General features: G+C 71.1%; 20 protein-coding genes. 11 read left to right on the forward strand and 9 right to left on the reverse strand.

Going from position 1 to position 20,439, the window contains the following annotated elements; translation table 11 throughout:
• Positions 1-18: 18 nt before the first annotated feature.
• Positions 19-882 (reverse strand): oxidoreductase, encoded by an 864-nt coding sequence (locus ABD671_RS19805; protein WP_344735206.1) that lies wholly within the window; start codon positions 880-882, stop codon positions 19-21.
• A gap of 64 nt (positions 883-946) precedes the next feature.
• Positions 947-1,990: an LLM class F420-dependent oxidoreductase gene (locus ABD671_RS19810; RefSeq protein WP_344735207.1), complete on the reverse strand. Its 1,044-nt coding sequence runs from the start codon at positions 1,988-1,990 to the stop codon at positions 947-949.
• 59 nt (positions 1,991-2,049) lie between these two features.
• Between ABD671_RS19810 and ABD671_RS19815 the strand changes: the two genes are divergently transcribed.
• The 4 genes from ABD671_RS19815 (at position 2,050) to ABD671_RS19830 (ending at position 5,755) form a co-directional block, all read left to right on the forward strand.
• Complete coding sequence (locus ABD671_RS19815; protein ID WP_344735208.1) at positions 2,050-3,015, forward strand: Zn-ribbon domain-containing OB-fold protein; 966 nt, start codon at positions 2,050-2,052, stop codon at positions 3,013-3,015.
• A 12-nt stretch (positions 3,016-3,027) separates the two neighbouring features.
• On the forward strand, positions 3,028-4,080 hold the full coding sequence (locus ABD671_RS19820) for a thiolase domain-containing protein (protein ID WP_344735209.1): 1,053 nt from the start codon (positions 3,028-3,030) through the stop codon (positions 4,078-4,080).
• Positions 4,080-5,243, forward strand: coding sequence for a thiolase domain-containing protein (locus ABD671_RS19825; RefSeq protein ID WP_344735210.1), 1,164 nt, complete (start codon positions 4,080-4,082; stop codon positions 5,241-5,243). The genes ABD671_RS19820 and ABD671_RS19825 overlap by 1 nt, the downstream gene beginning before the upstream one ends.
• A 149-nt stretch (positions 5,244-5,392) precedes the next feature.
• Positions 5,393-5,755 (forward strand): helix-turn-helix domain-containing protein, encoded by a 363-nt coding sequence (locus ABD671_RS19830; protein ID WP_344735211.1) that lies wholly within the window; start codon positions 5,393-5,395, stop codon positions 5,753-5,755.
• Between the two features lie 6 nt (positions 5,756-5,761).
• Here the strand turns inward: ABD671_RS19830 and ABD671_RS19835 are convergent, their stop codons facing one another.
• Positions 5,762-6,361, reverse strand: coding sequence for a ClpP family protease (locus tag ABD671_RS19835; protein WP_344735212.1), 600 nt, complete (start codon positions 6,359-6,361; stop codon positions 5,762-5,764).
• Positions 6,358-6,966, reverse strand: coding sequence for a ClpP family protease (locus tag ABD671_RS19840; RefSeq protein ID WP_344735213.1), 609 nt, complete (start codon positions 6,964-6,966; stop codon positions 6,358-6,360). Before ABD671_RS19840 ends, ABD671_RS19835 begins: the two co-directional genes overlap by 4 nt.
• A gap of 101 nt (positions 6,967-7,067) precedes the next feature.
• On the opposite strand from ABD671_RS19840, the gene map reads away from it, so the two are divergent.
• Positions 7,068-7,835 carry a type I methionyl aminopeptidase gene (gene map, locus ABD671_RS19845; protein ID WP_344735214.1) on the forward strand — a complete coding sequence of 256 codons (768 nt, stop codon included), beginning with the start codon at positions 7,068-7,070 and terminating at the stop codon, positions 7,833-7,835.
• A gap of 51 nt (positions 7,836-7,886) precedes the next feature.
• On the opposite strand, the gene ABD671_RS19850 is transcribed toward map, so the two are convergent.
• Together ABD671_RS19850 and ABD671_RS19855 are read right to left on the reverse strand one after the other, a co-directional pair.
• Positions 7,887-9,134 carry a cytochrome P450 gene (locus tag ABD671_RS19850; RefSeq protein ID WP_344735215.1) on the reverse strand — a complete coding sequence of 416 codons (1,248 nt, stop codon included), beginning with the start codon at positions 9,132-9,134 and terminating at the stop codon, positions 7,887-7,889.
• A 37-nt stretch (positions 9,135-9,171) separates the two neighbouring features.
• On the reverse strand, positions 9,172-10,410 hold the full coding sequence (locus tag ABD671_RS19855) for a cytochrome P450 (RefSeq protein WP_344735216.1): 1,239 nt from the start codon (positions 10,408-10,410) through the stop codon (positions 9,172-9,174).
• Between the two features lie 120 nt (positions 10,411-10,530).
• On the opposite strand from ABD671_RS19855, the gene ABD671_RS19860 reads away from it, so the two are divergent.
• Both ABD671_RS19860 and ABD671_RS19865 read left to right on the forward strand, forming a co-directional pair.
• The gene (locus tag ABD671_RS19860) at positions 10,531-11,694 is read left to right on the forward strand and encodes a steroid 3-ketoacyl-CoA thiolase (protein WP_344735217.1); all 1,164 of its coding nucleotides are present in this window, start codon (positions 10,531-10,533) and stop codon (positions 11,692-11,694) included.
• 218 nt (positions 11,695-11,912) lie between these two features.
• Entirely contained in the window at positions 11,913-12,845 is a 933-nt protein-coding gene (locus tag ABD671_RS19865) for a type IV toxin-antitoxin system AbiEi family antitoxin domain-containing protein (RefSeq protein ID WP_344735218.1), read from the forward strand.
• 113 nt (positions 12,846-12,958) lie between these two features.
• On the opposite strand, the gene ABD671_RS19870 is transcribed toward ABD671_RS19865, so the two are convergent.
• Entirely contained in the window at positions 12,959-13,834 is an 876-nt protein-coding gene (locus ABD671_RS19870; RefSeq protein ID WP_344735219.1) for an SDR family oxidoreductase, read from the reverse strand.
• 2 nt (positions 13,835-13,836) lie between these two features.
• Positions 13,837-14,625 (reverse strand): SDR family oxidoreductase, encoded by a 789-nt coding sequence (locus ABD671_RS19875; protein ID WP_344735220.1) that lies wholly within the window; start codon positions 14,623-14,625, stop codon positions 13,837-13,839.
• 38 nt (positions 14,626-14,663) lie between these two features.
• Here ABD671_RS19875 and ABD671_RS19880 point away from each other — a divergent pair, with 38 nt between their 5' ends.
• Genes ABD671_RS19880 through ABD671_RS19895 form a run of 4 tightly spaced genes read left to right on the forward strand, consistent with a single transcriptional unit; the run spans position 14,664 to position 18,197 of the window.
• Entirely contained in the window at positions 14,664-15,428 is a 765-nt protein-coding gene (locus tag ABD671_RS19880) for an enoyl-CoA hydratase family protein (protein WP_344735221.1), read from the forward strand.
• Between the two features lies 1 nt (position 15,429).
• The gene (locus ABD671_RS19885; RefSeq protein WP_344735222.1) at positions 15,430-16,323 is read left to right on the forward strand and encodes a CoA transferase subunit A; all 894 of its coding nucleotides are present in this window, start codon (positions 15,430-15,432) and stop codon (positions 16,321-16,323) included.
• Complete coding sequence (locus ABD671_RS19890; RefSeq protein ID WP_344735223.1) at positions 16,320-17,111, forward strand: CoA-transferase subunit beta; 792 nt, start codon at positions 16,320-16,322, stop codon at positions 17,109-17,111. The genes ABD671_RS19885 and ABD671_RS19890 overlap by 4 nt, the downstream gene beginning before the upstream one ends.
• Entirely contained in the window at positions 17,112-18,197 is a 1,086-nt protein-coding gene (locus tag ABD671_RS19895) for an NAD(P)H-dependent flavin oxidoreductase (protein WP_344735224.1), read from the forward strand.
• 87 nt (positions 18,198-18,284) lie between these two features.
• Here ABD671_RS19895 and ABD671_RS19900 read toward each other — a convergent pair whose 3' ends face one another.
• A complete protein-coding gene (locus ABD671_RS19900; RefSeq protein ID WP_344735225.1) occupies positions 18,285-20,381 on the reverse strand; it encodes a M4 family metallopeptidase in 2,097 nt (698 codons plus the stop codon).
• Positions 20,382-20,439 lie beyond the last annotated feature (58 nt).

Consider the following 20,439-nt stretch of genomic DNA (forward strand, 5'->3'; position numbering starts at 1 on the left):
GCAAGGATCGCGCCGGCGTCAGCCGCCGATCTCCTCCAGGTCGAGCAGGTCCTGCTCGTCGAGCACCAGGTCGACGGCGGCCACGTTGTCGAGCAGGTGCTCGACCGAGGAGGTGCCCGGGATGACGGCGATCGCCGGCGAGCGCTGGAGCAGCCAGGCCAGCGCCACCCGCTGGCGCGAGACGCCGCGCCGCGCCGCCACGGCGTCCAGGATCGAGGACTGGAGCGGGGAGAAGCCGCCGAGCGGGAAGTAGGGCACGTAGGTGATGCCGAGCACCTCGAGCTGGTCGAGGAAGGGGTCGTCGTCGCGCCGGGCGAGGTTGTACTCGTTCTGCACGCACACCACCGGCGCGATCGCCTGCGCCCACGCCAGGTGGTCGGGCGTCACCTCGCTCAGCCCCAGATGCCGGATGAGGCCCTGCTGCCGCAGCTCGGCCAGCGCTCCGAAGCCGTCGGCGAACCGGGCCTCGCCGGCGACCGGCGGCATCACCCGGTAGTTGACGACGTCGAGCGCCTCGACGCCGAGGTGGCGCAGGTTGTCGTGGACGGCGTCGCGCAGCTGCTCGGGCCGGCCGGCCGGCAGCCAGTCGCCCTTCTCGTTGCGGCGGGCCCCGACCTTGGTGACGATCGTCAGGGCCTCGGGATAGGGGTGCAGCACCTCGCGGATGAGCTCGTTGACCAGGTGCGGACCGTAGAAGTCGCTGGTGTCGATGTGCGTGACGCCGAGCGCGATCGCCTCGCGCAGCACGGCGCGGGCGGCGTCGGCGTCCTTCGGCGGCCCCATCACCCCGGGTCCGGCCAGCTGCATCGCGCCGAAGCCCATCCGGGAGATCGCCGGCCCGCCCGGGCCGAGGGACGTCGTACCGCCGGGGAGAGTCGTCATGGCTCCACTCTCCCCGGCGGCACAAGCTCGCGCCGGCGCCGTCCGGCGATCCCGGCGGGGTGGTTCAGGCGAGCAGGTCGGCGATGCGGCGCACCTCGTCGGTGGTGCGCAGGCTGAGCATCAGTGTGGTCACGCCGGTCTCGGCCCACTGGGCCACCTTCTCCTTGACCTCGCCCTCGGTGCCGATGATGTGGAGGTCCTCGATGAGGGCGTCGGGGATCATCGCCGCGGCCTCGTCCTTGCGGCCGGTGAGGTAGAGCTCCTGCACGGTGCCGGCGAGCTGCTCGTAGCCCATCCGCTCGAAGACCTGCTTGTGGAAGTTGGCGTCCTTGGCGCCCATGCCGCCCATGTAGAGGGCCGCGAAGGGCTTCATGGCGTCGATCGCGGCCTGCTTGGCCGCGGCGTCCGGCACGATCTCGAGGTGGCAGGTGGCCGCGATCTCGAAGTCGGCACGCGTGCGCCGTGCGCCCGGCCGTGCGAAGCCCTCGTCGAGCCACGGCTGGTACATGCCGGCCGAGCCCGGCGTGTAGAAGATCGGGATCCAGCCGTCGGCGATCTCGGCGGTCTGGGCGACGTTCTTCGGACCCTCGGCACCGAGCCAGATCGGGATGTCGGCACGCAGCGGGTGGGTGATCGGCTTGAGCGGCTTGCCGAGCCCGACCGATCCCTCGCCGCGATAGGGCAGCGGGTAGTGGGGGCCGTCGTTGGTGACCGCGCCCTCGCGGGCCAGCACCTTGCGGATGATCTCGACGACCTCGCGGGTGCGGGCGAGCGGCTTGGAGAACGGCTGGCCGTACCAGCCCTCGACGACCTGGGGGCCGCTCACGCCCATGCCGAGCACCATGCGGCCGCCGGAGAGGTGGTCGAGGGTCAGCGCGTGCATCGCGATCGAGGTCGGGGTGCGGCCCGACATCTGCACGATCGAGGTGCCCAGGCGCACGTTGCGGGTCTCGCGGCCCCACCAGGCCAGCGGCGTGAAGGCGTCGGAGCCCCAGGCCTCGGCGGTGAAGATGGCGTCGAACCCGCTCTCGTCGGCGGCCTTGACGAGTTCGGCGTGGTTGGTCGGCGGCTGCGCCTGCCAGTAGCCCAGCTGAAGTCCCAGTTTCATGGCGGACACCTTCTCACGAGGCTTGCCTCACGGATAGAACGTGTTCTACTTTCGGTCGCATGTCGAGAACGCTGCAGGCCCCCGTCACCGTCGCCTTCGACTACACCCGCTCGACCGGCCCGGTCATCGGCCGGTTCCTGACCGGTCTCCGGGACGGCGTCGTGGTCGGCGGGCGCACCTCCGACGGCGAGGTCGTCGTCCCGCCGCCGGAGTACGACCCGGTGACCCACGCGGCCCTCACCGACTTCGTGGAGGTCTCCCCCGTCGGCACCGTGATGTCGTGGACGTGGGTGCCCGAGCCGGTGAAGGCGCAGCCCTTCGACCGTCCCTTCGCCTTCGCGCTGGTGCGGCTCGACGGCGCCACGCGGCCCTTCCTGCACGCCCTGGACGTCGCCTCGCCCGAGGAGGTCTCCACCGGCATGCGCGTGCGCATCCGCTGGGCGGCCGAGCGGATCGGCGCGATCACCGACATCGAGGCATTCGAGCCGCTCCCTGCCGGAGCCGAGGGCGACTCCCCGGCCGGCGGCGGGCTGGTCGAGGACCACCCCGTCACCGGCGTCATCACCCCGGTCTCCCTCGACTACGTCTACGCGGCCTCCCCCGAGGAGTCCGCGTTCTACCGCGGCCTCGCCGAGGGCCGCATCCTCGGTCAGCGCTGCCCCAGCTGCGGCAAGGTCTACGTGCCGCCGCGGGCCGCCTGCCCCACCGACGGCACGCCGACCGACGAGGAAGTCGAGCTCTCCGACACCGGAACGGTCACGACCTTCTGCGTCGTCAACGTGCCCTTCCTCGGCCAGAGGATCACCCCGCCGTACGTCTCGGCGTACGTGCTGCTCGACGGCGCCGACATCGCCGTCCTGCACCTGATCCTCGACATCCCCGCCGAGGAGGTCCGCATGGGCATGCGGGTCAAGGCGGTGTGGAAGCCCCGCGAGGAGTGGGGCACCACGATCGAGAACATCAGCCACTTCGCGCCGACCGGTGAGCCGGACGCGGACTTCGAGACCTACAAGAACCACCTCTGAAAGGCACTGCGCATGCGTGACGTGGCCGTCGTCGGGTTCGCCCAGCGACAGATGGCAGAGTTCGACGGGTCCCCGACCTGCGTCGAGTTGCTGGTCCCCCTGTTCCAGGAGTGCTACGAGCAGACGGGCTGGACCCGCGCCGACGTCGGCTTCTGGTGCTCCGGCTCCTCCGACTACCTCGCGGGCCGCTCGTTCTCCTTCGTCCAGGCGGTCGACGCGATCGGCGTCATCCCGCCGGTCAACGAGTCGCACGTCGAGATGGACCTCGCCTGGGCGATGTACGAGGCCTGGCTGAAGATCCAGACCGGCGAGGTCGACACCGCCCTGGTCTACGCCTTCGGCAAGAGCTCGGCCGGCGTCCTGCGCCGAACCCTGGCCCTGCAGCTCGAGCCGTACACGATGACCCCGCTGTGGCCCGACACCGTCTCCCTCGCCGGCCTCCAGGCGCGCGCGGGCATCGACGCCGGCCTGTGGGACGAGCAGGCGATGGCCGAGGTCGCGCACCGATCGCTCACCGACGCGGAGAAGAACGAGCACGCCATCCGCAAGGGCGGCTCGTCGGTCGAGGCGCTGCTGGAGCGGCCGGTCTACGCCGACCCGCTGCGCAAGCACGACTGCGCGCCCGTCACCGACGGCGCCGCCGCGATCGTGCTGGCCGCCGGCGACAAGGCCCGCGAGGTGCGGGAGCGTCCGGCCTGGATCACCGGCATCGCCCACAACATCGACCCCATGCACCTCGGCGCGCGCGACCTGACCCGGTCGGCGTCCACCGCCGCGGCGGCCCGCCACCTCGACCTGGACGGCGTCGAGATCGCCGAGCTGCACGCGCCCTTCAGCCACCAGGAGCTGATCCTGCGCCGCGAGCTCGGCCTGGGCGACGACGTCCGCATCAACCCCTCCGGCGGCCCGCTGACGGGCAACCCGATGTTCTCCGGCGGCGGCATCCGCGTCGGCGAGGCGGCCACCCGCATCTGGAACGGCGAGGTGGGCAAGGCGCTCGCGCACGCCACCTCCGGCCCGGCCCTCCAGCAGAACCTCCTGTGCACCCTCGAAGGAAGCAACTGATGAGCAAGCGACCCGCCGCCGTCGTCGGCGTCGGCCAGACCCACCACCGCGCCAAGCGCGAGGACGTCTCCATGGCCGGGCTGTGCCGCGAGGCCATCGACCGCGCCCTCGAGGACGCCGGCATGACGCTGGACGAGATCGACGCGATCGTCGTCGGCAAGGCCCCCGACCTGTTCGAGGGCGTGATGATGCCCGAGCTGTTCCTGGCCGAGGCGCTGGGCGCGGCCGGCAAGCCGCTGCTGCGCGTCCACACCGCCGGGTCCGTGGGGGGCTCGACGGCGATCGTGGCGGCGTCCCTCGTGCAGGCCGGGGTGCACAAGAAGGTGCTCACCGTCGCCTACGAGAAGCAGTCGGAGTCCAACGCGATGTGGGCGCTCTCGGTGCCCGTGCCGTTCAACATGCCCGTGCACGCCGGAGCCGGCGGCTACTTCGCGCCCCACGTGCGCTCCTACATCCGCCGCTCCGGCGCGCCGAACCACATCGGCGCGATCGTGGCCGCCAAGGACCGCACCAACGCGCTGAAGAACCCGTTCGCGCACCTCCACAACGAGGGCACCACCGTGGAATCGGTGCTCGCCTCGCAGATGCTGTGGGACCCGATCCGCTACGACGAGACCTGCCCGTCCTCCGACGGCGCCTGCGCGCTGGTGATCGTCGACGAGGACGCCGCCGCGGCCTCGCCGAACCCGGCCTGGATCCACGGCACGATCATGCGGTCGGAGGCCACCACGGCCGCCGAGCGCGACCAGGTGAACCCGCAGGCCTCCCGCGACGCCGCGGCCGCCCTGTGGAAGCAGGCCGGCATCACCTCGCCCATCGACGAGATCGACGCCGCCGAGATCTACGTGCCCTTCTCCTGGTTCGAGCCGATGTGGCTGGAGTCGCTCGGCTTCGCCGAGGAGAACGCCGGCTGGAAGCTCACGGAGTCCGGCGCCACCGCGATGAACGGGCGCATCCCGGTCAACGCCTCCGGCGGCGTGCTCTCCTCCAACCCGATCGGCGCCTCGGGCATGCTCCGCTTCGGCGAGGCCGCCCTCCAGGTGCGCGGCCAGGCCGGCGAGCACCAGATCGACGGCGCCCGACGCGCCCTCGGCCACGCCTACGGCGGCGGATCGCAGTTCTTCGCGATGTGGGTCGTGGGGTCGGAGAAGCCGAGCAACTGAGGCCGTGGCGCCTGCACGGTCCTTCGGTCGACCGAAGAACCGTGCACTGGGACGGCGAGGATTCGCCGTCCCAGTGCACGTTTCGCGGGCCGTTCCGCCCACAGCAGAACCTCTCGGCCTCTCCTACGAAGCCGGCGTAGCCTCGGACCATGGGCGAGCTGCTGACCTTCACCCCCGTCGACCGGACGCCGGCGCGAGCCATCGAGCGCAGTGAGCCCAGTGAGCGCAGCGAGCCCGAGCCGCTGTGGCGCGAGCTGGTCGGCGCCCAGCTCCGCGCCGCCCGACTCGCCGCCGGCCGCACGCTGGCCGACGTCGCGGCCGCGGCCGGCATCTCGCTGCCCTATCTCTCCGAGATCGAGCGGGGCCTGAAGGAGCCGAGCTCGGAGGTGCTCGCGGCGGTCAGCGGCGCCCTCGGGCTCGGCCTGCTCGACCTGACGACGGCCGTCAGCCGCACGCTGGGCGGCGAGCCGCACGGGATCGCGCCGACCGGCCCCCTCTGCCTCGCGGTCTGAGCCCGTTCACGCGACGGCCTTCCGGGCCTCCAGGACGGCGTCCGCGAGCCCGTAGGCCACCGCGTCCCGCGCGGGCAGGATGAGGTCGCGTTCGGTGTCCTCGCGCAACCGCTCGATCGACTGGCCGGTGTGGGCGGCCAGCACCTCCTCCATCTCCGCGCGCAGCCGCACGATCTCGGCCGCCTGCACGGCCAGATCGGGGAGCGTGCCGCGTCCGCCGCCGCTCGGCTGGTGGAGGACGACCCGCGAGCGCGGCAGCACGAAACGCCGTCCCTGCTCCCCCGCCGCCAGCAGCAGCGCGGCCGAGGACGCCGCCTGGCCGATACAGGTCGTGCCGACAGGCGGCCGGATGAAGCGCATCGTGTCGTAGATGGCGAACATGGCGGTGACCGATCCGCCCGGGGAGTTGAGGTAGAGGCTGATCGGGCCGTCGGGGTCGTCGGCCTCCAGGTGCAGCAGCTGGGCGATGACGGTGTTGGCGACACCGTCGTCGATCTCGGTGCCGAGGTAGACGATCCGCTCCCCCAGCAGCCGGCTGTAGACGTCGACGGCCCGGTCGCCGCGCGGCGTCCGCTCGACCACGCTCGGGATCGTGTAGGTGCTCATGCCCGCACCCCCGCCAGACCGAAGGTGCTGCCGCGGCCGCCCGGCGTCACCGACGGCACGGAGGCCAGGACGGCGTCCGCCAGGCCGTAGTCGACCGCCTCCTGCGCGCTGAACCAGCGGTCTCGGCGCGAGTCGCGTTCGACCTTCTCCACCGGTTGGCCGCTGTGCTCGGCGATCAGCCCGAGCATCACGTTCTTGGTGTGCTCGAGGTTCTCGGCCTGGATCTCGATATCGATGGCGGTGCCGCCGATGCCGGCCGAGCCCTGGTGCAGCAGCACGCGGGTGTGGGGCAGCACGAACCGCTTGCCCGGCGTCCCGGCACCGAGGAGGAACTGGCCCATGCTGGCGGCGAGGCCGAGGCCCAGGGTGCTGACGTCGTTGGGGATCAGGCGCATCGTGTCGTAGATCGCGAGCCCGGCGCTCACCGAGCCGCCGGGTGAGTTGATGTAGAGGGAGATGTCGCGGGTCGGGTCCTCGGCCGAGAGCAGCAGGAGCTCGGCGCAGAGCCGGTTCGCGATGTCGTCGTCGACCTCCTGACCGAGCAGGAGGATGCGCTGGTGGAGCAGCCGGTCGGCTGCCGACGGGGTGTTCACGATGGTGGTCATGACTCCACCGTGGAGCGCCGTCCGGGCCGGTTCCAGGACTTCTGCGCTGAGCCGATCAGCCCACAGCAGAGCGCCGGTCACCGGGTGCCTAGGCTGGTCGCATGATCGAGTTGCGCACCCCGACCCAGATCGAGGAGATGAAGGCCGCCGGCCGGTTCGTCGCCGACGTCATCACGCGGCTCGCGGAGGTCGCCGACGTCGGCGTCAACCTGCTCGACCTCGACGCCGAGGCGCACCGGATGATCCGCGAGCGCGGCGCGGAGTCCTGCTACATCGACTACCACCCGAGCTTCGGCGCCTCGCCCTTCGGCAAGGTGCTGTGCACCTCGGTCAACGACGCCGTCCTGCACGGGCTGCCCTTCGACTACACCCTGCGCGACGGCGACCTGCTCAGCGTCGACTTCGCGGCGAAGGTCGAGGGCTGGGTCTCCGACTCCGCGCTGAGCGTCGTCGTCGGGACGCCGCGCGAGGAGGACCTGCGTCTCATCGAGGTCACCGGGCGGGCGCTGGAGGCCGGCATCGCGGCCGCGCGTCCGGGCAACGCCATCGGCGACATCTCCCACGCCATCGCCACCGTGGCCCGCGAGGCCGGGCTGCGCATCAACACCCAGTTCGGCGGCCACGGCGTGGGGCGCACGATGCACGGCGAGCCGCACGTGCCCAACGACGGCCGCCCCGGCCGTGGCTTCAAGCTCAAGCCCGGCCTGGTGATCGCCATCGAGCCGTGGTTCCTGCACACCACCGACGAGATCTTCACCGACCCCGACGGCTGGACGCTGCGCAGCGCCGACGGCTCGCGCGGGGCGCACATGGAGCACACCGTGGCGATCACCGCCGACGGCCCGCTGGTGCTCACCGCGCGCGACTGATCCGGCCGGACGCCGTCCTGGGGTTGCCCCGGACGGCGTCCGCGCCGCCGCTCAGCGGTAGGCGACCTCGAGGGTCTTGATGCCGTTGACCCAGGCGTGCCGCAGCCGGTTGGGCTCGGCGAGCTTGCGGATGTCGGGGGCTGCGTCGGCGAGGGCTTCGAAGATCAGCCGGATCTCCTGCCGGGCAAGGTTGGCGCCCAGGCAGTAGTGGGCACCGTGACCGCCGAACCCGACGTGGGGGTTGGGGTCGCGGGTGATGTCGAAGGTGTAGGGGTCGGTGAAGACCTCCTCGTCGAAGTTCGCGCTCGCGTAGAAGAGCCCGACCCGCTGGCCCTTCGCGATCGGCACGCCGCCGACCTCGGTGTCGTTCAGCGCGGTGCGCTGGAAGACGCTGATGGGGCTGGCCCACCGCACGACCTCGTCGACCATCGTGGCCGGGCGCTCGGCCTTCCACAGCTCCCACTGCTCGGGGAAGTCGAAGAAGGCGTTCATGCCGTGGGTGATGGCGTTGCGGGTGGTCTCGTTGCCCGCCACCGCGAGCATCATCACGAAGAACCCGAACTCGTCGTCGGTCAGGCCGCGATCGCCCTTGTGGGCGTTGATGAGCTTGGTGACGATGTCGTCGCGCGGGTCGGCCTTGCGCTCCGCGGCCATCATCATCGAGTAGGCCAGGATCTCCGCGGCCGCGACGTCGGGCTGCCCCTCGATGTCGGGGTCGTCGTCGGAGGCCAGCATCTGGTTCGACCAGTCGAACAGCTTGTGCCGGTCCTCCTGCGGGACGCCGATGAGGTCGGCGATCGCCTGCAACGGCAGCTCGGCGGCCACCTGCTCGACGAAGTTGCCCGAGCCGAGGGCGACGGCGTCCCCGACGATCTGGCGGGCCCGCTGCTCCATCAGGTTCTCGAGGTCGCCGATGGATCGCGGGGTGAAGCCGCGCGCGACGATCGCCCGGTGGGCGGTGTGGTGCGGCGGGTCCTGGTTGAGCAGGATGACCCGCTGCAGCTCGATCTGCTCGCGCAGCATGCCCTCGGAGAACCGGATGATCGCGCCGTTCTCCTCCGCCGACCAGTCCTTGCTGTTCTTCGACACCGCGGCGACGTCGGCGTGCCGGGTCAGCGCGAAGTAGCCCGAGCCGGACTCCGTCGACATGCCGTCGTAGGTGCCCTTGGCCTGCTCGACCCAGGTGACCGGATGCTGCTGGCGGGCCGCACGGAACGCGTCGTGCGGGATGCCCTGCACGATGAGGTCGGGGTCGGTGAAGTCCGAGATGCCCTCGGGCAGGACGTCGCTGACGGTCACGGGGGTGCTCCTTCGCAGATGGGTGGCGGGCCGCAGGTCAGCGCCGGTAGGCGACCTGCATCTCCTTGACGCCGTTGAGCCAGCCGCTGCGCAGGCGCTTGGGCTCGCCGCGCAGCTCGATGGCGACGCCGGTGTCGGCGATCGCGTTGAACATCAGGTCGACCTCGAGACGAGCCAGGTTGGCGCCGATGCAGTAGTGCGCGCCGTGGCCGCCGAAGGCCTGGTGCGGGTTGGGGTCGCGCAGGATGTTGAAGGTGAAGGGGTCGACGAAGACGTCCTCGTCGAAGTTGGCGCTCGCGTAGAGCAGGCCGACGCGCTCGCCGGCCGGGATCGCCTGGCCGCCGACGACGACGTCCCGCAGCGCCGTGCGCTGGAAGGCGGTGACCGGCGTGGCCCAGCGGATGATCTCGTCGGTGGCGGTGCGCGGCCGCTCGGCGCGGAAGAGCTCCCACTGCTCGGGGTTGGTGAGGTAGGCGTGCATGCCCCACGTGATCGCGTTGCGGGTGGTCTCGTTGCCGGCCACCGCGAGCAGGATCATGAAGAAGCCGAATTCGTCGTCGGTCAGACCGCGGCCGTCGACGTCGGCGCTGACGAGCTTGGTGACGATGTCGTCCTGCGGGTGGCGGCGGCGCTCGTCGGCCAGCGCCATCGAGTAGGCGAGGATCTCGGCGAAGGCGACCATCTGATCGCCCTCCACCTCGGGGTCGTCGTAGGACATCATCTGGTTCGACCAGGTGAAGAGCTTGCCGCGGTCCTCCTGCGGGACGCCGAGCAGCTCGGCGATGGCCTGCAGCGGGAGCTCGGCGGCCACCTCCTCGACGAAGTCGCCCTCGCCCTTCTCGATCGCCTCGGCGACGATCTTCTGGGCGCGGTCCTTGAGGTTGTCGTGCAGGGCGTTGATCGCGCGCGGGGTGAAGGCGCGCGAGACGATCTGGCGCAGCTTGGTGTGGTCGGGGGCGTCGTGGTTGATGAGCAGGAAGCCCGACGCCTCGCGCTCCTCCTTGGTCATCTCCGGGGCGAAGCGCATGATCACGCCGGTCTCGCGGGTGGAGAAGTCGGCCTGGTTCTTGCTGACCGCGGCGACGTCGGCGTGCCGGCTGAGCGCCCAGAAGCCCTCGTGGTCGGGGAAGCCGCCGCGCGCCTCGACGCCCTGGCGGACGAAGGAGACCGGGGCCGTGCGACGCAGCGCCAGCAGCTCCTCGTGCGGCACCCGCTCGGCCATCAGGTCGGGGTCGGTGGGGTCGAACGGGGCGAGCGGGGCGTCGGCGACGGTCACGGAGATCTCCCTCGAAGGTGGAACAGGTTCTAGTGAGCAGGATTACATACCGACGGTACGCGCGGAAGCCAGTCGCGGCGTGTCTTGTCTCAGAATCAGAACGTGTTCTAGTTTGAGCGCATGGGTACCCCTGTGATCATCGACGCCGTCCGCACGCCCCTGGGCCGCCGCAAGGGCTGGCTGGCCGGCGTCCACCCCGCCGTCCTGCTCGGCTTCGTGCAGAAGCAGGTCTGCGAGCGCGCGGGCATCGACCCCGCGCTCGTCGAGCAGGTCATCGGCGGGTGCGTCACCCAGGCCGGCGAGCAGAGCAACGACATGGTGCGCCGCGCGTGGCTGCACGCGGGGCTGCCGCTGCACACCGCCGGCACCGCGATCGACGCCCAGTGCGGCTCGGGCCAGCAGGCTGCGCACCTCGTCGCCGACATGGTCGCCGCCGGCACCATCGACGTCGGCATCGCGTGCGGCGTCGAGGCGATGTCGCGCATCCCGCTCGGCGCCAACGTGCCCCCGGGCCTGGGCGACCCGCGTCCGGACGACTGGACGATCGACATGCCCAACCAGTTCGAGGCCGCCGACCGCATCGCCGCCCACCGCGGCATCACCCGCGCCGACCTCGACGCCTTCGGCCTCGCCTCCCAGCAGAAGGCGCGCATCGCCGTCGACGAGGGCCGCTTCAAGCGCGAGATCGCGCCGTTCGAGGCGCCCGTGCTCGACGAGGAGGGCAAGCCGACCGGCGAGACCCGCGTCGTCGACACCGACCAGGGTCTGCGCGAGACCACGCTCGAGGGCCTCGCTGGGCTCCGCTCGGTGCTGCCCGACGGGCTGCACACCGCCGGGACGTCGTCCCAGATCTCCGACGGTGCCTCGGCCGTGCTCATCATGGACGAGGACAAGGCCCGCGCCCTCGGCCTCACCCCGCGGGCGCGGCTGCGCTCCTACACCCTCGTCGGCTCCGACCCCTACTTCCACCTCGACGGGCCGGTCGACGCCACCCGCCGCATCCTCGAGCGCACCGGCATGGCGATGTCGGACTTCGACCTCTTCGAGGTCAACGAGGCCTTCGCCTCCGTCGTCCTGTCGTGGGCCTCGGTGCACCGCCCCGACATGGACAAGGTCAACGTCAACGGCGGCGCCATCGCCATCGGCCACCCCGTCGGCGCCACCGGCGTCCGCCTCATCACCACCGCCCTCCACGAACTCGAGCGCCGCGACGGCACCACCGCCCTGCTCTCGATGTGCGCCGGGGGTGCCATGGCGACGGGGACGGTGGTGGAGCGGGTGTGAGGGTGGTGGCCGAAAGATTCGGCGGGTGACCGCCGAAGTTTCGGCGGGTACCCGCTGAATCTTTCGGTTCCCGGCCGAACCTTCACACGCGAGCCGAAAGTTTCGGCAACGTGCCCACGCGGCACACCTTTCCTCCACAGCCGCGTCGCCGGGCCCGTCATCCCCAGGGAGCGCGAGGGCACTTCTCCTGGTGCGGCAGGCTGGTGACCCTGGCACCCATGCTGATTCCCCTCTTCGACGACCTCGGAGTGCTCCTCCGCCGCGACGCCGTGATGGCCGGGGTGAACGATCTGGTGCTCCATCGGATGGTCCGGAGCGGCGAGCTCGTGCGACTGCGCCACGGCGTCTACTGCGATGCCGGCGCGTGGCGGGTCGCCACACCCGAGGATCGCCACCGCATCCTCAGTCACGGCGTGATGCGGCTGTACACCTCCGAGGTCGCGCTCTCGCACGTGAGCGCAGCGCTCGCGTGGGGCGGCCCGTCCTGGGGGCTCGACCTGTCGACGGTCCATCTGACCGACCTGGACGGCACCGGACAGCGCACGCGAGCGCGGGTGCACCACCATGTCGGTCAGTGCCGAGTCGAGGACATCAGCCGTTTCGACGACCACTGGATCACCTCACCGGCGCGCACCGTTCTCGACGTCGCCGGTCTGGTTCCACGCGACGCGGCCGTCTGCGTCGCCGATCACTTCATCGTGAACCGACTGACGACGGTGGCTGAGTTGAAGCGGGCCCTGGCGCTACGCGGAGACTGGCCCCAACATGCCCAGGCCGCGCTGGCGATCGATCTGGCACGAGAGGGCGCGGAAAGTCCGGGCGAGACCCGGCTGCGATTGTTCTTCCACGATCTCGGCTACCGAGACATCCGCCTTCAACATCCGGTGCAGAACGCCGACGGTCGCGTCTTCGCCCTCGTCGACATGCTGGTGGAGGAACTGGGCCTTCTCGCTGAGTTCGACGGGCTCGGCAAGTACCTGCGGCTCCGCCGACCGGGCGAAACGATCGAGCAGACTGTGATTCGGGAGAAGGTGCGCGAGGACCACGTCCGTGAAGCGGAGAACAAGCCCATGCTCCGCGCCATCTGGCCCGACCTCGACCGCCCGACCGAACTGGAACGTCGCGTACGCCGGATCCGCCGAGCGGCCTGAACACTCCCTGTACGAATCTTTCGGTTCGCGGCCGAACCTTCTGACGGCAGCCGAAAGATTCGGCGGGTACCCGCTGAATCTTCGGCGGGTACCCGCCAAAACTTTCCGAACCCCTACGCCCCGTACACCCCCTCCGGCACGACGGAAGCAGCCAGCAGATCCCGCAGCGCCGGGCCGACCTCGGGGGCGGTCCAACGGCGTCCGAGGTCGTGGGAGGCGTCGTGACGCCAGCCCGATTCGACGGTGATGGTGGAGCCGTCGATCTCGATGACGCGGCCGGTGACGTCGCCGGCTTCCTCCGAGGCGAGCCAGGCGACGATCGGGGAGTTGTCCTCGGGCAGGGCCATGGCGGAGGTGTCGAAGGCGCCCTCGGTCATGCGGGTCTTGGCGACGGGCGCGATGGCGTTGACGGTGACGCCGTAGCGGCCCATCTCGGCGGCGGCGACGAGGGTGAGCGCGGCGATGCCGCCCTTGGCGGCGGAGTAGGTGGCCTGGCCGATGGAGCCTTGGAGGCCGGCGCCCGAGGAGGTGTTGATGACGCGGGCCGCGCGCTGGCGGCCCTCCTTGGCCTCCGCGCGCCAGTAGGCGCCGGCGTGGCGCAGCGGGGCGAAGTGGCCCTTGAGGTGCACGCGGATGACGGCGTCCCACTCCTCCTCGGAGGTGTTCACCAGCATCCGGTCGCGCACGAAGCCGGCGTTGTTGACCAGGATGTCGAGGCCGCCGAAGGTGTCGATGGCCTGCTGCACCATCGCGGCGGCCTGCTCGAAGTCGGCGACGTCGGCACCGTTCGCCACCGCCCGCCCACCCAGGGCCTCGATCTCGGCGACCACCGATTCGGCCGGGGTCTCCCCCGCCGATTCGCCGGCGAGCGTGACACCGAAGTCGTTGACGACGACGGCGGCGCCGTGGCGGGCGAGCTCCAGCGCGTGGGCACGGCCGATGCCGCGGCCGGCGCCGGTGACGATCGCGACGCGACCTTCGAGCAGCATGATCAGTTCTCCTGGGTGGTCGATGCGGAGGCGGCGAACTGCCGCCCGATGTGCAGGAAGACGGGTGGTTCGCCGCCGCCGTCGCAGGCCACGCGAGCACCGGAGACGTAGGAGGCGAGGTCGCTGGCGAGGAACACCGCCACAGCGCCGACCTCATCGGGCCGCGCCATCCGACCCAGCGGGATGGTCGACTCGACGGCCGCCACCTGGGCGTCGTCGCCGTAGTGGTCGTCGGTCTGCTCGGTGCGGCACAGCCCGACGTCGATGGCGTTCACCCGCACTGCGGGCCCCCACTCCATCGCCAGCGAGCGGGTGAGCGAGTCGACGCCCGCCTTGGCGGCGGCATAGGCGGCGATCGTCGGCGCGGGTCGCGCAGCCGAGATCGAGGAGATGTTGACGATGACGCCGCTCCCCTGCCGCTGCATGACGGCGTTCGCCGCCTGCGCGCAGACCAGCGGGCTGAGCAGGTTGAGGCCCACGATCTTCTCGTGGAAGCGCGGGGACGCCGTCGCGGCGTCGGCCGCGGGCGCTCCCCCGGCGTTGTTGACCAGGACGTCGAGTCGCCCGTGCGCAGCCACGACGTCGGCCACCAGCGCGCCCACCGCATCGGCGTCCCGCACGTCGCACAGGTGGTGCGTCGTGCCGAGCAGCGGGTCGGCGACCTCCGAGCGCGAGCAGGTGACGACGGTCGCGCCGGCGTCGAGGAAGGCCCGGGAGATGCCGCGGCCGATACCGCGCTGGCCGCCGGTCACGAGGACGACGCGGCCGGTCAGATCGAGGGCGAGCGACATGCTGACGACCCTACCAAGCAAATGTTAGGTTGGCACCCATGCCGATCACCTCCGAGCTCCGACCCGACGGCATCCGGGTCGTGACGATGGCCCATCCGCCGGTCAACGCCCTGCCCGTCCAGGGCTGGTACGACGTCGCCGCCGCCCTCGACGAGGCCGCGGGCGACCTGGCCACGAAGGTCGTCGTCCTGCGCGCCGAGGGCAAGGGCTTCAATGCCGGCGTCGACATCAAGGAGATGCAGCACACCAGCGGCTTCGAAGCCCTCCTCGGCGCCAACCGCGGCTGCTACGCCGCGTTCAAGGCCGTCTACGAGTGCGCCGTCCCGGTGGTCGCGGCCGTCAACGGCTTCTGCGTCGGCGGCGGCGTCGGCCTGGTCGGCAACGCCGACGTGATCGTGGCCAGCGACGACGCCTACTTCGGCGTCCCCGAGGTCAACCAGGGCGCCCTCGGCGCCGCCACCCACATGGCACGGCTCGTGCCGCAGCACATGATGCGCACCCTCTACTTCACCGCCCGCACCATCAAGGCGGTCGACCTCGTGCAGTTCGGCTCGGTGCTCGAGACCGTCCCCCGCGACCAGTTGGACGACGCCGCGCTGAAGGTCGCCGGCGAGATCGCCGCCAAGGACACCCGCGTCATCCGCGCCGCCAAGGCCGCCCTCAACGGCATCGACCCCATCGACGTCAACAAGAGCTACCGCTTCGAACAGGGCTTCACCTTCGAGCTCAACCTCGCCGGCGTCTCCGACGAGCTGCGCGACGAGTTCGCCGGCACCGCCAAGGCCGAGAAGAAGGGCCACTGAGATGGGCAAGGGACCCCGCGACAAGCGGATGAGCATCGAGGACGTCGTCGCCGAACTCAGCGACGGCATGACCATCGGCATCGGCGGCTGGGGGCCGCGACGCAAGCCGATGGCCCTGGTCCGCGCGATCCTCCGCTCCGACCTGAAGGACCTCACTCTCGTCAGCTGGGGCGGCGCGGACGTCGGCCTGCTCACCCGGGCCGGCAAGGTGCGCAAGCTCGTCTACGCCTTCGTCAGCCTCGACTCGATCCCCCTCGAGCCGAACTTCCAGCGCGCCCGCCAGCTCGGCACGATCCCCGAGGTCGTCGAGCTCGACGAGGGCATGTTCCAGACCGGCCTCAAGGCCGCAGCCGAGCGGCTGCCGTTCCTGCCGATGCGCGCGGGCCTGGGCTCCGACGTGCTGGTCAACAACCCGACGATCCGCACCGTCACCAGCCCCTACGACGAGGGCTTCGGCTTCGAGGAGCTCGTCGCCGTCCCCGCGTTGAACCTCGACGTCGCGTTGGTGCACATGAACCGGGCCGACCAGCACGGCAACGCCACCTACCTCGGCCCCGACCCCTACTTCGACGATCTCTTCGCGATGGCGGCGGAGCGCACCTTCGTCAGCTGCGAGCAGATCGTCGACACCGCAGGCCTGACGATCGACACGCCGGTGCAGCGGCTGCTGCTCAACCGGATGATGGTCAGCGGCGTCGTCGAGACCCCGAACGGCGCGCACTTCACCACGTGCACGCCCGATTACGAGCGCGACGAGCGCTTCCAGCGCGCGTACGCCGCCGCGGCCGGCGGCACCGACGAGGAGTGGGCCGCCTTCGAGCAGCGCTTCCTCGCCGGCGACGAACAGGCCTACCAGGACGCCGTCCGCGCCTTCACCGAGGAGCAGCAGTCGTGACCGAGACCGGCACCTCCACCGTCACCCGCGCCGACGTCTGCGCCGCGGCGATCGCCGACGCCTTCCGCGACGACGGCGAGATCTTCGCCAGCCCCATGGGCATGCTGCCGATGCTCGGGGTGCGGCTGGCGAAGCTGACCAGCAATCCCGACCTGGTGATCTCCGACGGCGAGTCGCTGTTCCTCGCCGGCGTGCCCCCGCTGTTCGCCAAGGGCGACGTCGTCGAGGGCTGGATCCCCTTCCGCCGCGTCTTCGATGTCGTGGCCTACGGCAAGCGCCACGTGATGATGGGCGCCACCCAGGTCGACCAGCACGGCAACCAGAACATCTCCGCGATCGGCCCGTTCGCCCAGCCGAAGCGCCAACTGCTCGGCTCGCGCGGCGCCCCGGGCAACACCGTCAACAACCGGACGTCGTACTGGGTGCCCAAGCACGGGCCCCGGGTCTTCGTCGAGCAGGTCGACATCGTCTCCGGCGTCGGCCCGAAGCGCGCCCGCGAGGCCGGCCCCGCGGCGTCCCGGTTCAACGACATCCACCGCATCGTCAGCAACCTCGGCGTCTTCGACGTAAAGGGCCCCGACGACACCGTGCGGCTGCTCTCGGTGCACCCCGGCGTCAGCGTCGAGGACGTCGTCGCCGCCACCGGCTTCGAACTCGCGATCGCGGACGACGTCGCGACCACCCGGGAGCCCTCGCTCGAGGAGCTCCTCATCATCCGCGAGGTGCTCGACCCGAAGGGCCTGCGCTTCAAGGAGGTCCCCGAGCCGACCCCCGCCCAGGAGTCCTGAATGATCGAGCAGCTCATCCGCACGCCCTTCACCGACCTCGTCGGCGTCCCGCACCCGGTCGTGCAGACCGGCATGGGCTGGGTCTCGGGTCCGCGTCTGGTCAGCGCCACCGCGAAGGCCGGCGGTCTGGGCATCCTGGCCAGCGCCACGATGACCTTCGAGGAGCTGGAGAAGGCGATCGTCGAGGTCAAGGGGCGCATCCCCGAGGGGACGCCGTTCGGCGTCAACCTGCGCGCGGACGCCGGCGACGCGGTCGACCGGTGCCGTCTGCTCATCGACTACGGCGTCAAGGTCGCCTCCTTCGCCCTGGCACCCAAGCCGGAGCTGATCGCGCAGCTCAAGGAGCACGGCATCGTCGTGATGCCCTCGATCGGCGCGGCCAAGCACGCCAAGAAGGTCGCCTCGTGGGGCGCGGACGCCGTGATGGTGCAGGGAGGCGAGGGTGGCGGCCACACCGGCCCCGTGCCCACCACCCTGCTGCTGCCCACGGTGCTCGACGCCGTCGACATCCCGGTGATCGCGGCCGGCGGGTTCTTCGACGGACGCGGCCTGGCCGCCGCGCTGTCCTACGGCGCCGCGGGGGTGGGCATGGGCACCCGGTTCCTGCTCACCTCCGACTCCGCCGTCCCGCAGGCGGTCAAGGAGCTCTACCTCGGATACGACCTCACCGGCACGGTCGTCACGGCGAAGGTCGACGGCATGCCGCACCGGATGCTGCGCACCGATCTGGTCTCCGAGATCGAGGAGACCAGCGCCGTGAAGCGTCTGGGTCCCACCATGAAGCGCACGTTGGAGTTCAAGCGCGACAGCGGCATGAGCTGGGGTCGCCTGCTCAGCGACGGCCGCGCGATGAAGAAGACCCAGGGCCGCACGCTGGGCCAGATGGCGCTGGCCGCGAACACCCCGACCATGCTCAAGGCGGGTCTCGTCGAGGGCGACACCTCCGCGGGCGTGCTCGCCAGCGGCCAGGTGGTCGGGCTCATCGACGACCTGCCCAGCTGCGAGGAGCTCATCGACCGCGTGGTCACCCGTGCTGCCGCCGAGCTCACCCGTGCCCGCGGCTACGTGGTCGAGGGGCTGCTCTAGCGCGCCGACGCACCGCGGCCGCCCGTCCTCGGGTGAGGACGAGCGGCCGCGGCTAGGAGGGGTGGAGAGAGGTTCAGCCGGGAGTGCTCAGCTGAGCGTGAGCGCCGTGTCGTCGAGCACGAAGCTGGTCTGCGCCGAGGAGTCCTCGGTGCCGGTGAACCCGATGCTCACCGTCTGCCCGGCGAGCGAGGAGACGTCGAAGCTCTTGAGCACGTAGCCGCTGGCCGCGTTGAGGTTCGAGTACGTCGCCAGGGTGGTCGAGCCGGCCTTGACCACGAGCTTGTCGTACGCGGTGGTCGTCGTGGTCTCGGCGGTGTCGATGTGGACGTAGAAGCTCAGCGTCGCCTTGCAGCCGCTGGGGATCGTCACCGACTGCGAGAGCGTGTCGGTGGCGGCCTGGCCGTAGCCGTTCAGCCACGCCTTCCAGCTGCCGGTGCGGGCGGCCTGGCCGGCGTCGGAGGTGATGACGCCCGTGCTCGCCGTCCACGAGGTGGCACCGGACTCGAAGCCGGGGTTGAGCAGCTTGTTGCCCGTCGAGGTGCAGGTGGTGGTGCCGCCCGTGCCGCCGCCCGTGCCGCCGCCGGCCGTGCAGGTCGGGTCGCTGGACTGCGCGGGCACGTTGACGGCGTTCCACGCCGCCTTGACCGCGTTGAACTCCGTGCAGCTGTTCGGGTAGAGGTTCTTGGCCGCGGTGAGGGTCCAGGTGCGGTACTTGAGGTAGGAGGACGACGAGGTCTTCTGCAGCATCGCGTTGTACATGATCGTCATGGCCTTCTGGATGCCGATGCCGGTGACCGTCGAGCTGTTGCAGGTGGGGCTGGTCGGCTGGCCGCCGGTCGGGTTCGTGCCCTCGGCCAGCAGGTAGAACCAGTGGTTGCCGGGTCCGGCGGCCGCGTGCACCTCCTGGGTCGGCGTCGAGCTGGAGTAGCAGTTGTCGTCGCCGGCCAGCGACGGGTCGTACATGTAGCGGATGGGGCCGCTGCCGACGAGGTTCACCTGCTCACCGACGGTGAAGTCGGGCTTGTCGACCGGGTTGTTGGCGTACCACTCGGTGGAGGCGCCGAAGGTGTCGGCGACGAACTCCTGGGTGTTGCCGCCCGAGATGCCGCCGGGCGTGTGGTCGTCGACCCCGTGGCCGAACTCGTGCGCGACGACGTCGATGGAGCCGATCCACTTGCCGCCGGTCTGGGTGTGGCCGACCTGCACCTGGGTGCCGTCGTAGTAGGCGTTGACATCGTTGAGGCCGACGCGGATCGGCACCCAGCCGCCTGAGCCGTCCATGCCGCTGCGGCCCAGCCACGCCGAGAGCATCTTGCGCTCCTGCTCGGCGGCGTAGAACGCATCGACGCAGCCGGTCTCCTTCGAGGTGGCCACGCCGGTGCCCCAGCTGTCGGTCGCCTTGGCGAAGGTGGTGTTGGTGGCGGCGTCCTGGCAGACCAGGGTCGCGGCGTTGGAGTCCTTCATCGAGTAGGTCGAGCCGCTGAGCGTGGTCGGGATGGTGACGGTGCCGGCGTAGGCCGAGGATCCGCTGCCCTCGACCACGTGCTCGCGGGTGCGCAGCACGCGACCGGTGAGGGCGTCGACGTCGACGGTGAGCCGGGAGGCCTCGCCGTCGCGGACGCCGCGCACGGTGGTCTCCCAGGCGAGCGCCGAGCGCTTACCTTGGACGACGACGAGGCGGGTGAGGGAGTCGTAGGTGCCCTGCTGCACCTGGCGGCGGGCCTTGGCACGGGCGGTGCCGCGGGCGATCGTCGGCGTCACGCTCGCAAGGTCGACCGGGCGGGTCTGGGCGACCGAGGTGCCGAGCACGTGGCCCTCGGCGTCGGTGGTGATCACGAAGTCGCCGCCGACGACCGGCAGGCCGCGGTACGTGCGCTCGTAGGGCACGTACTGCAGGTCGTGCGAGGTGAGCACGCTCTGGGCGTGGAACCGGTCGAAGGAGCTGGCCTTCAGGACCGCCGGTCGCCGGGCCACCAGCGCGCCGGCCGCCGAGGCCGCACGGGCCTGCGGACGGTCGGCGCCGGGCCGCGACGGCTGGGCAGCCGGGGCGCTGGACGCGGAGGACGCCGCGCCGATGGCCGAGGTGCCGCCGGAGGGGATGGCCGCAGCGGAACCGCCCACCGCGGTGGCCGCCAGGGCCGGGACGAGGGCAGCGCCGAGCGCGCCCGCGAGGAGTCGCTTCACCCATTTCTCCTAGGGTGTGAAGTCGGGCGTCGAGCCCGATCCGAGAGGGACGCCCCGG

Origin of the sequence: Nocardioides fonticola (genome assembly GCF_039536805.1) — a bacterium.
In the GTDB taxonomy this organism is placed as follows: Bacteria; Actinomycetota; Actinomycetes; order Propionibacteriales; family Nocardioidaceae; genus Nocardioides; species Nocardioides fonticola.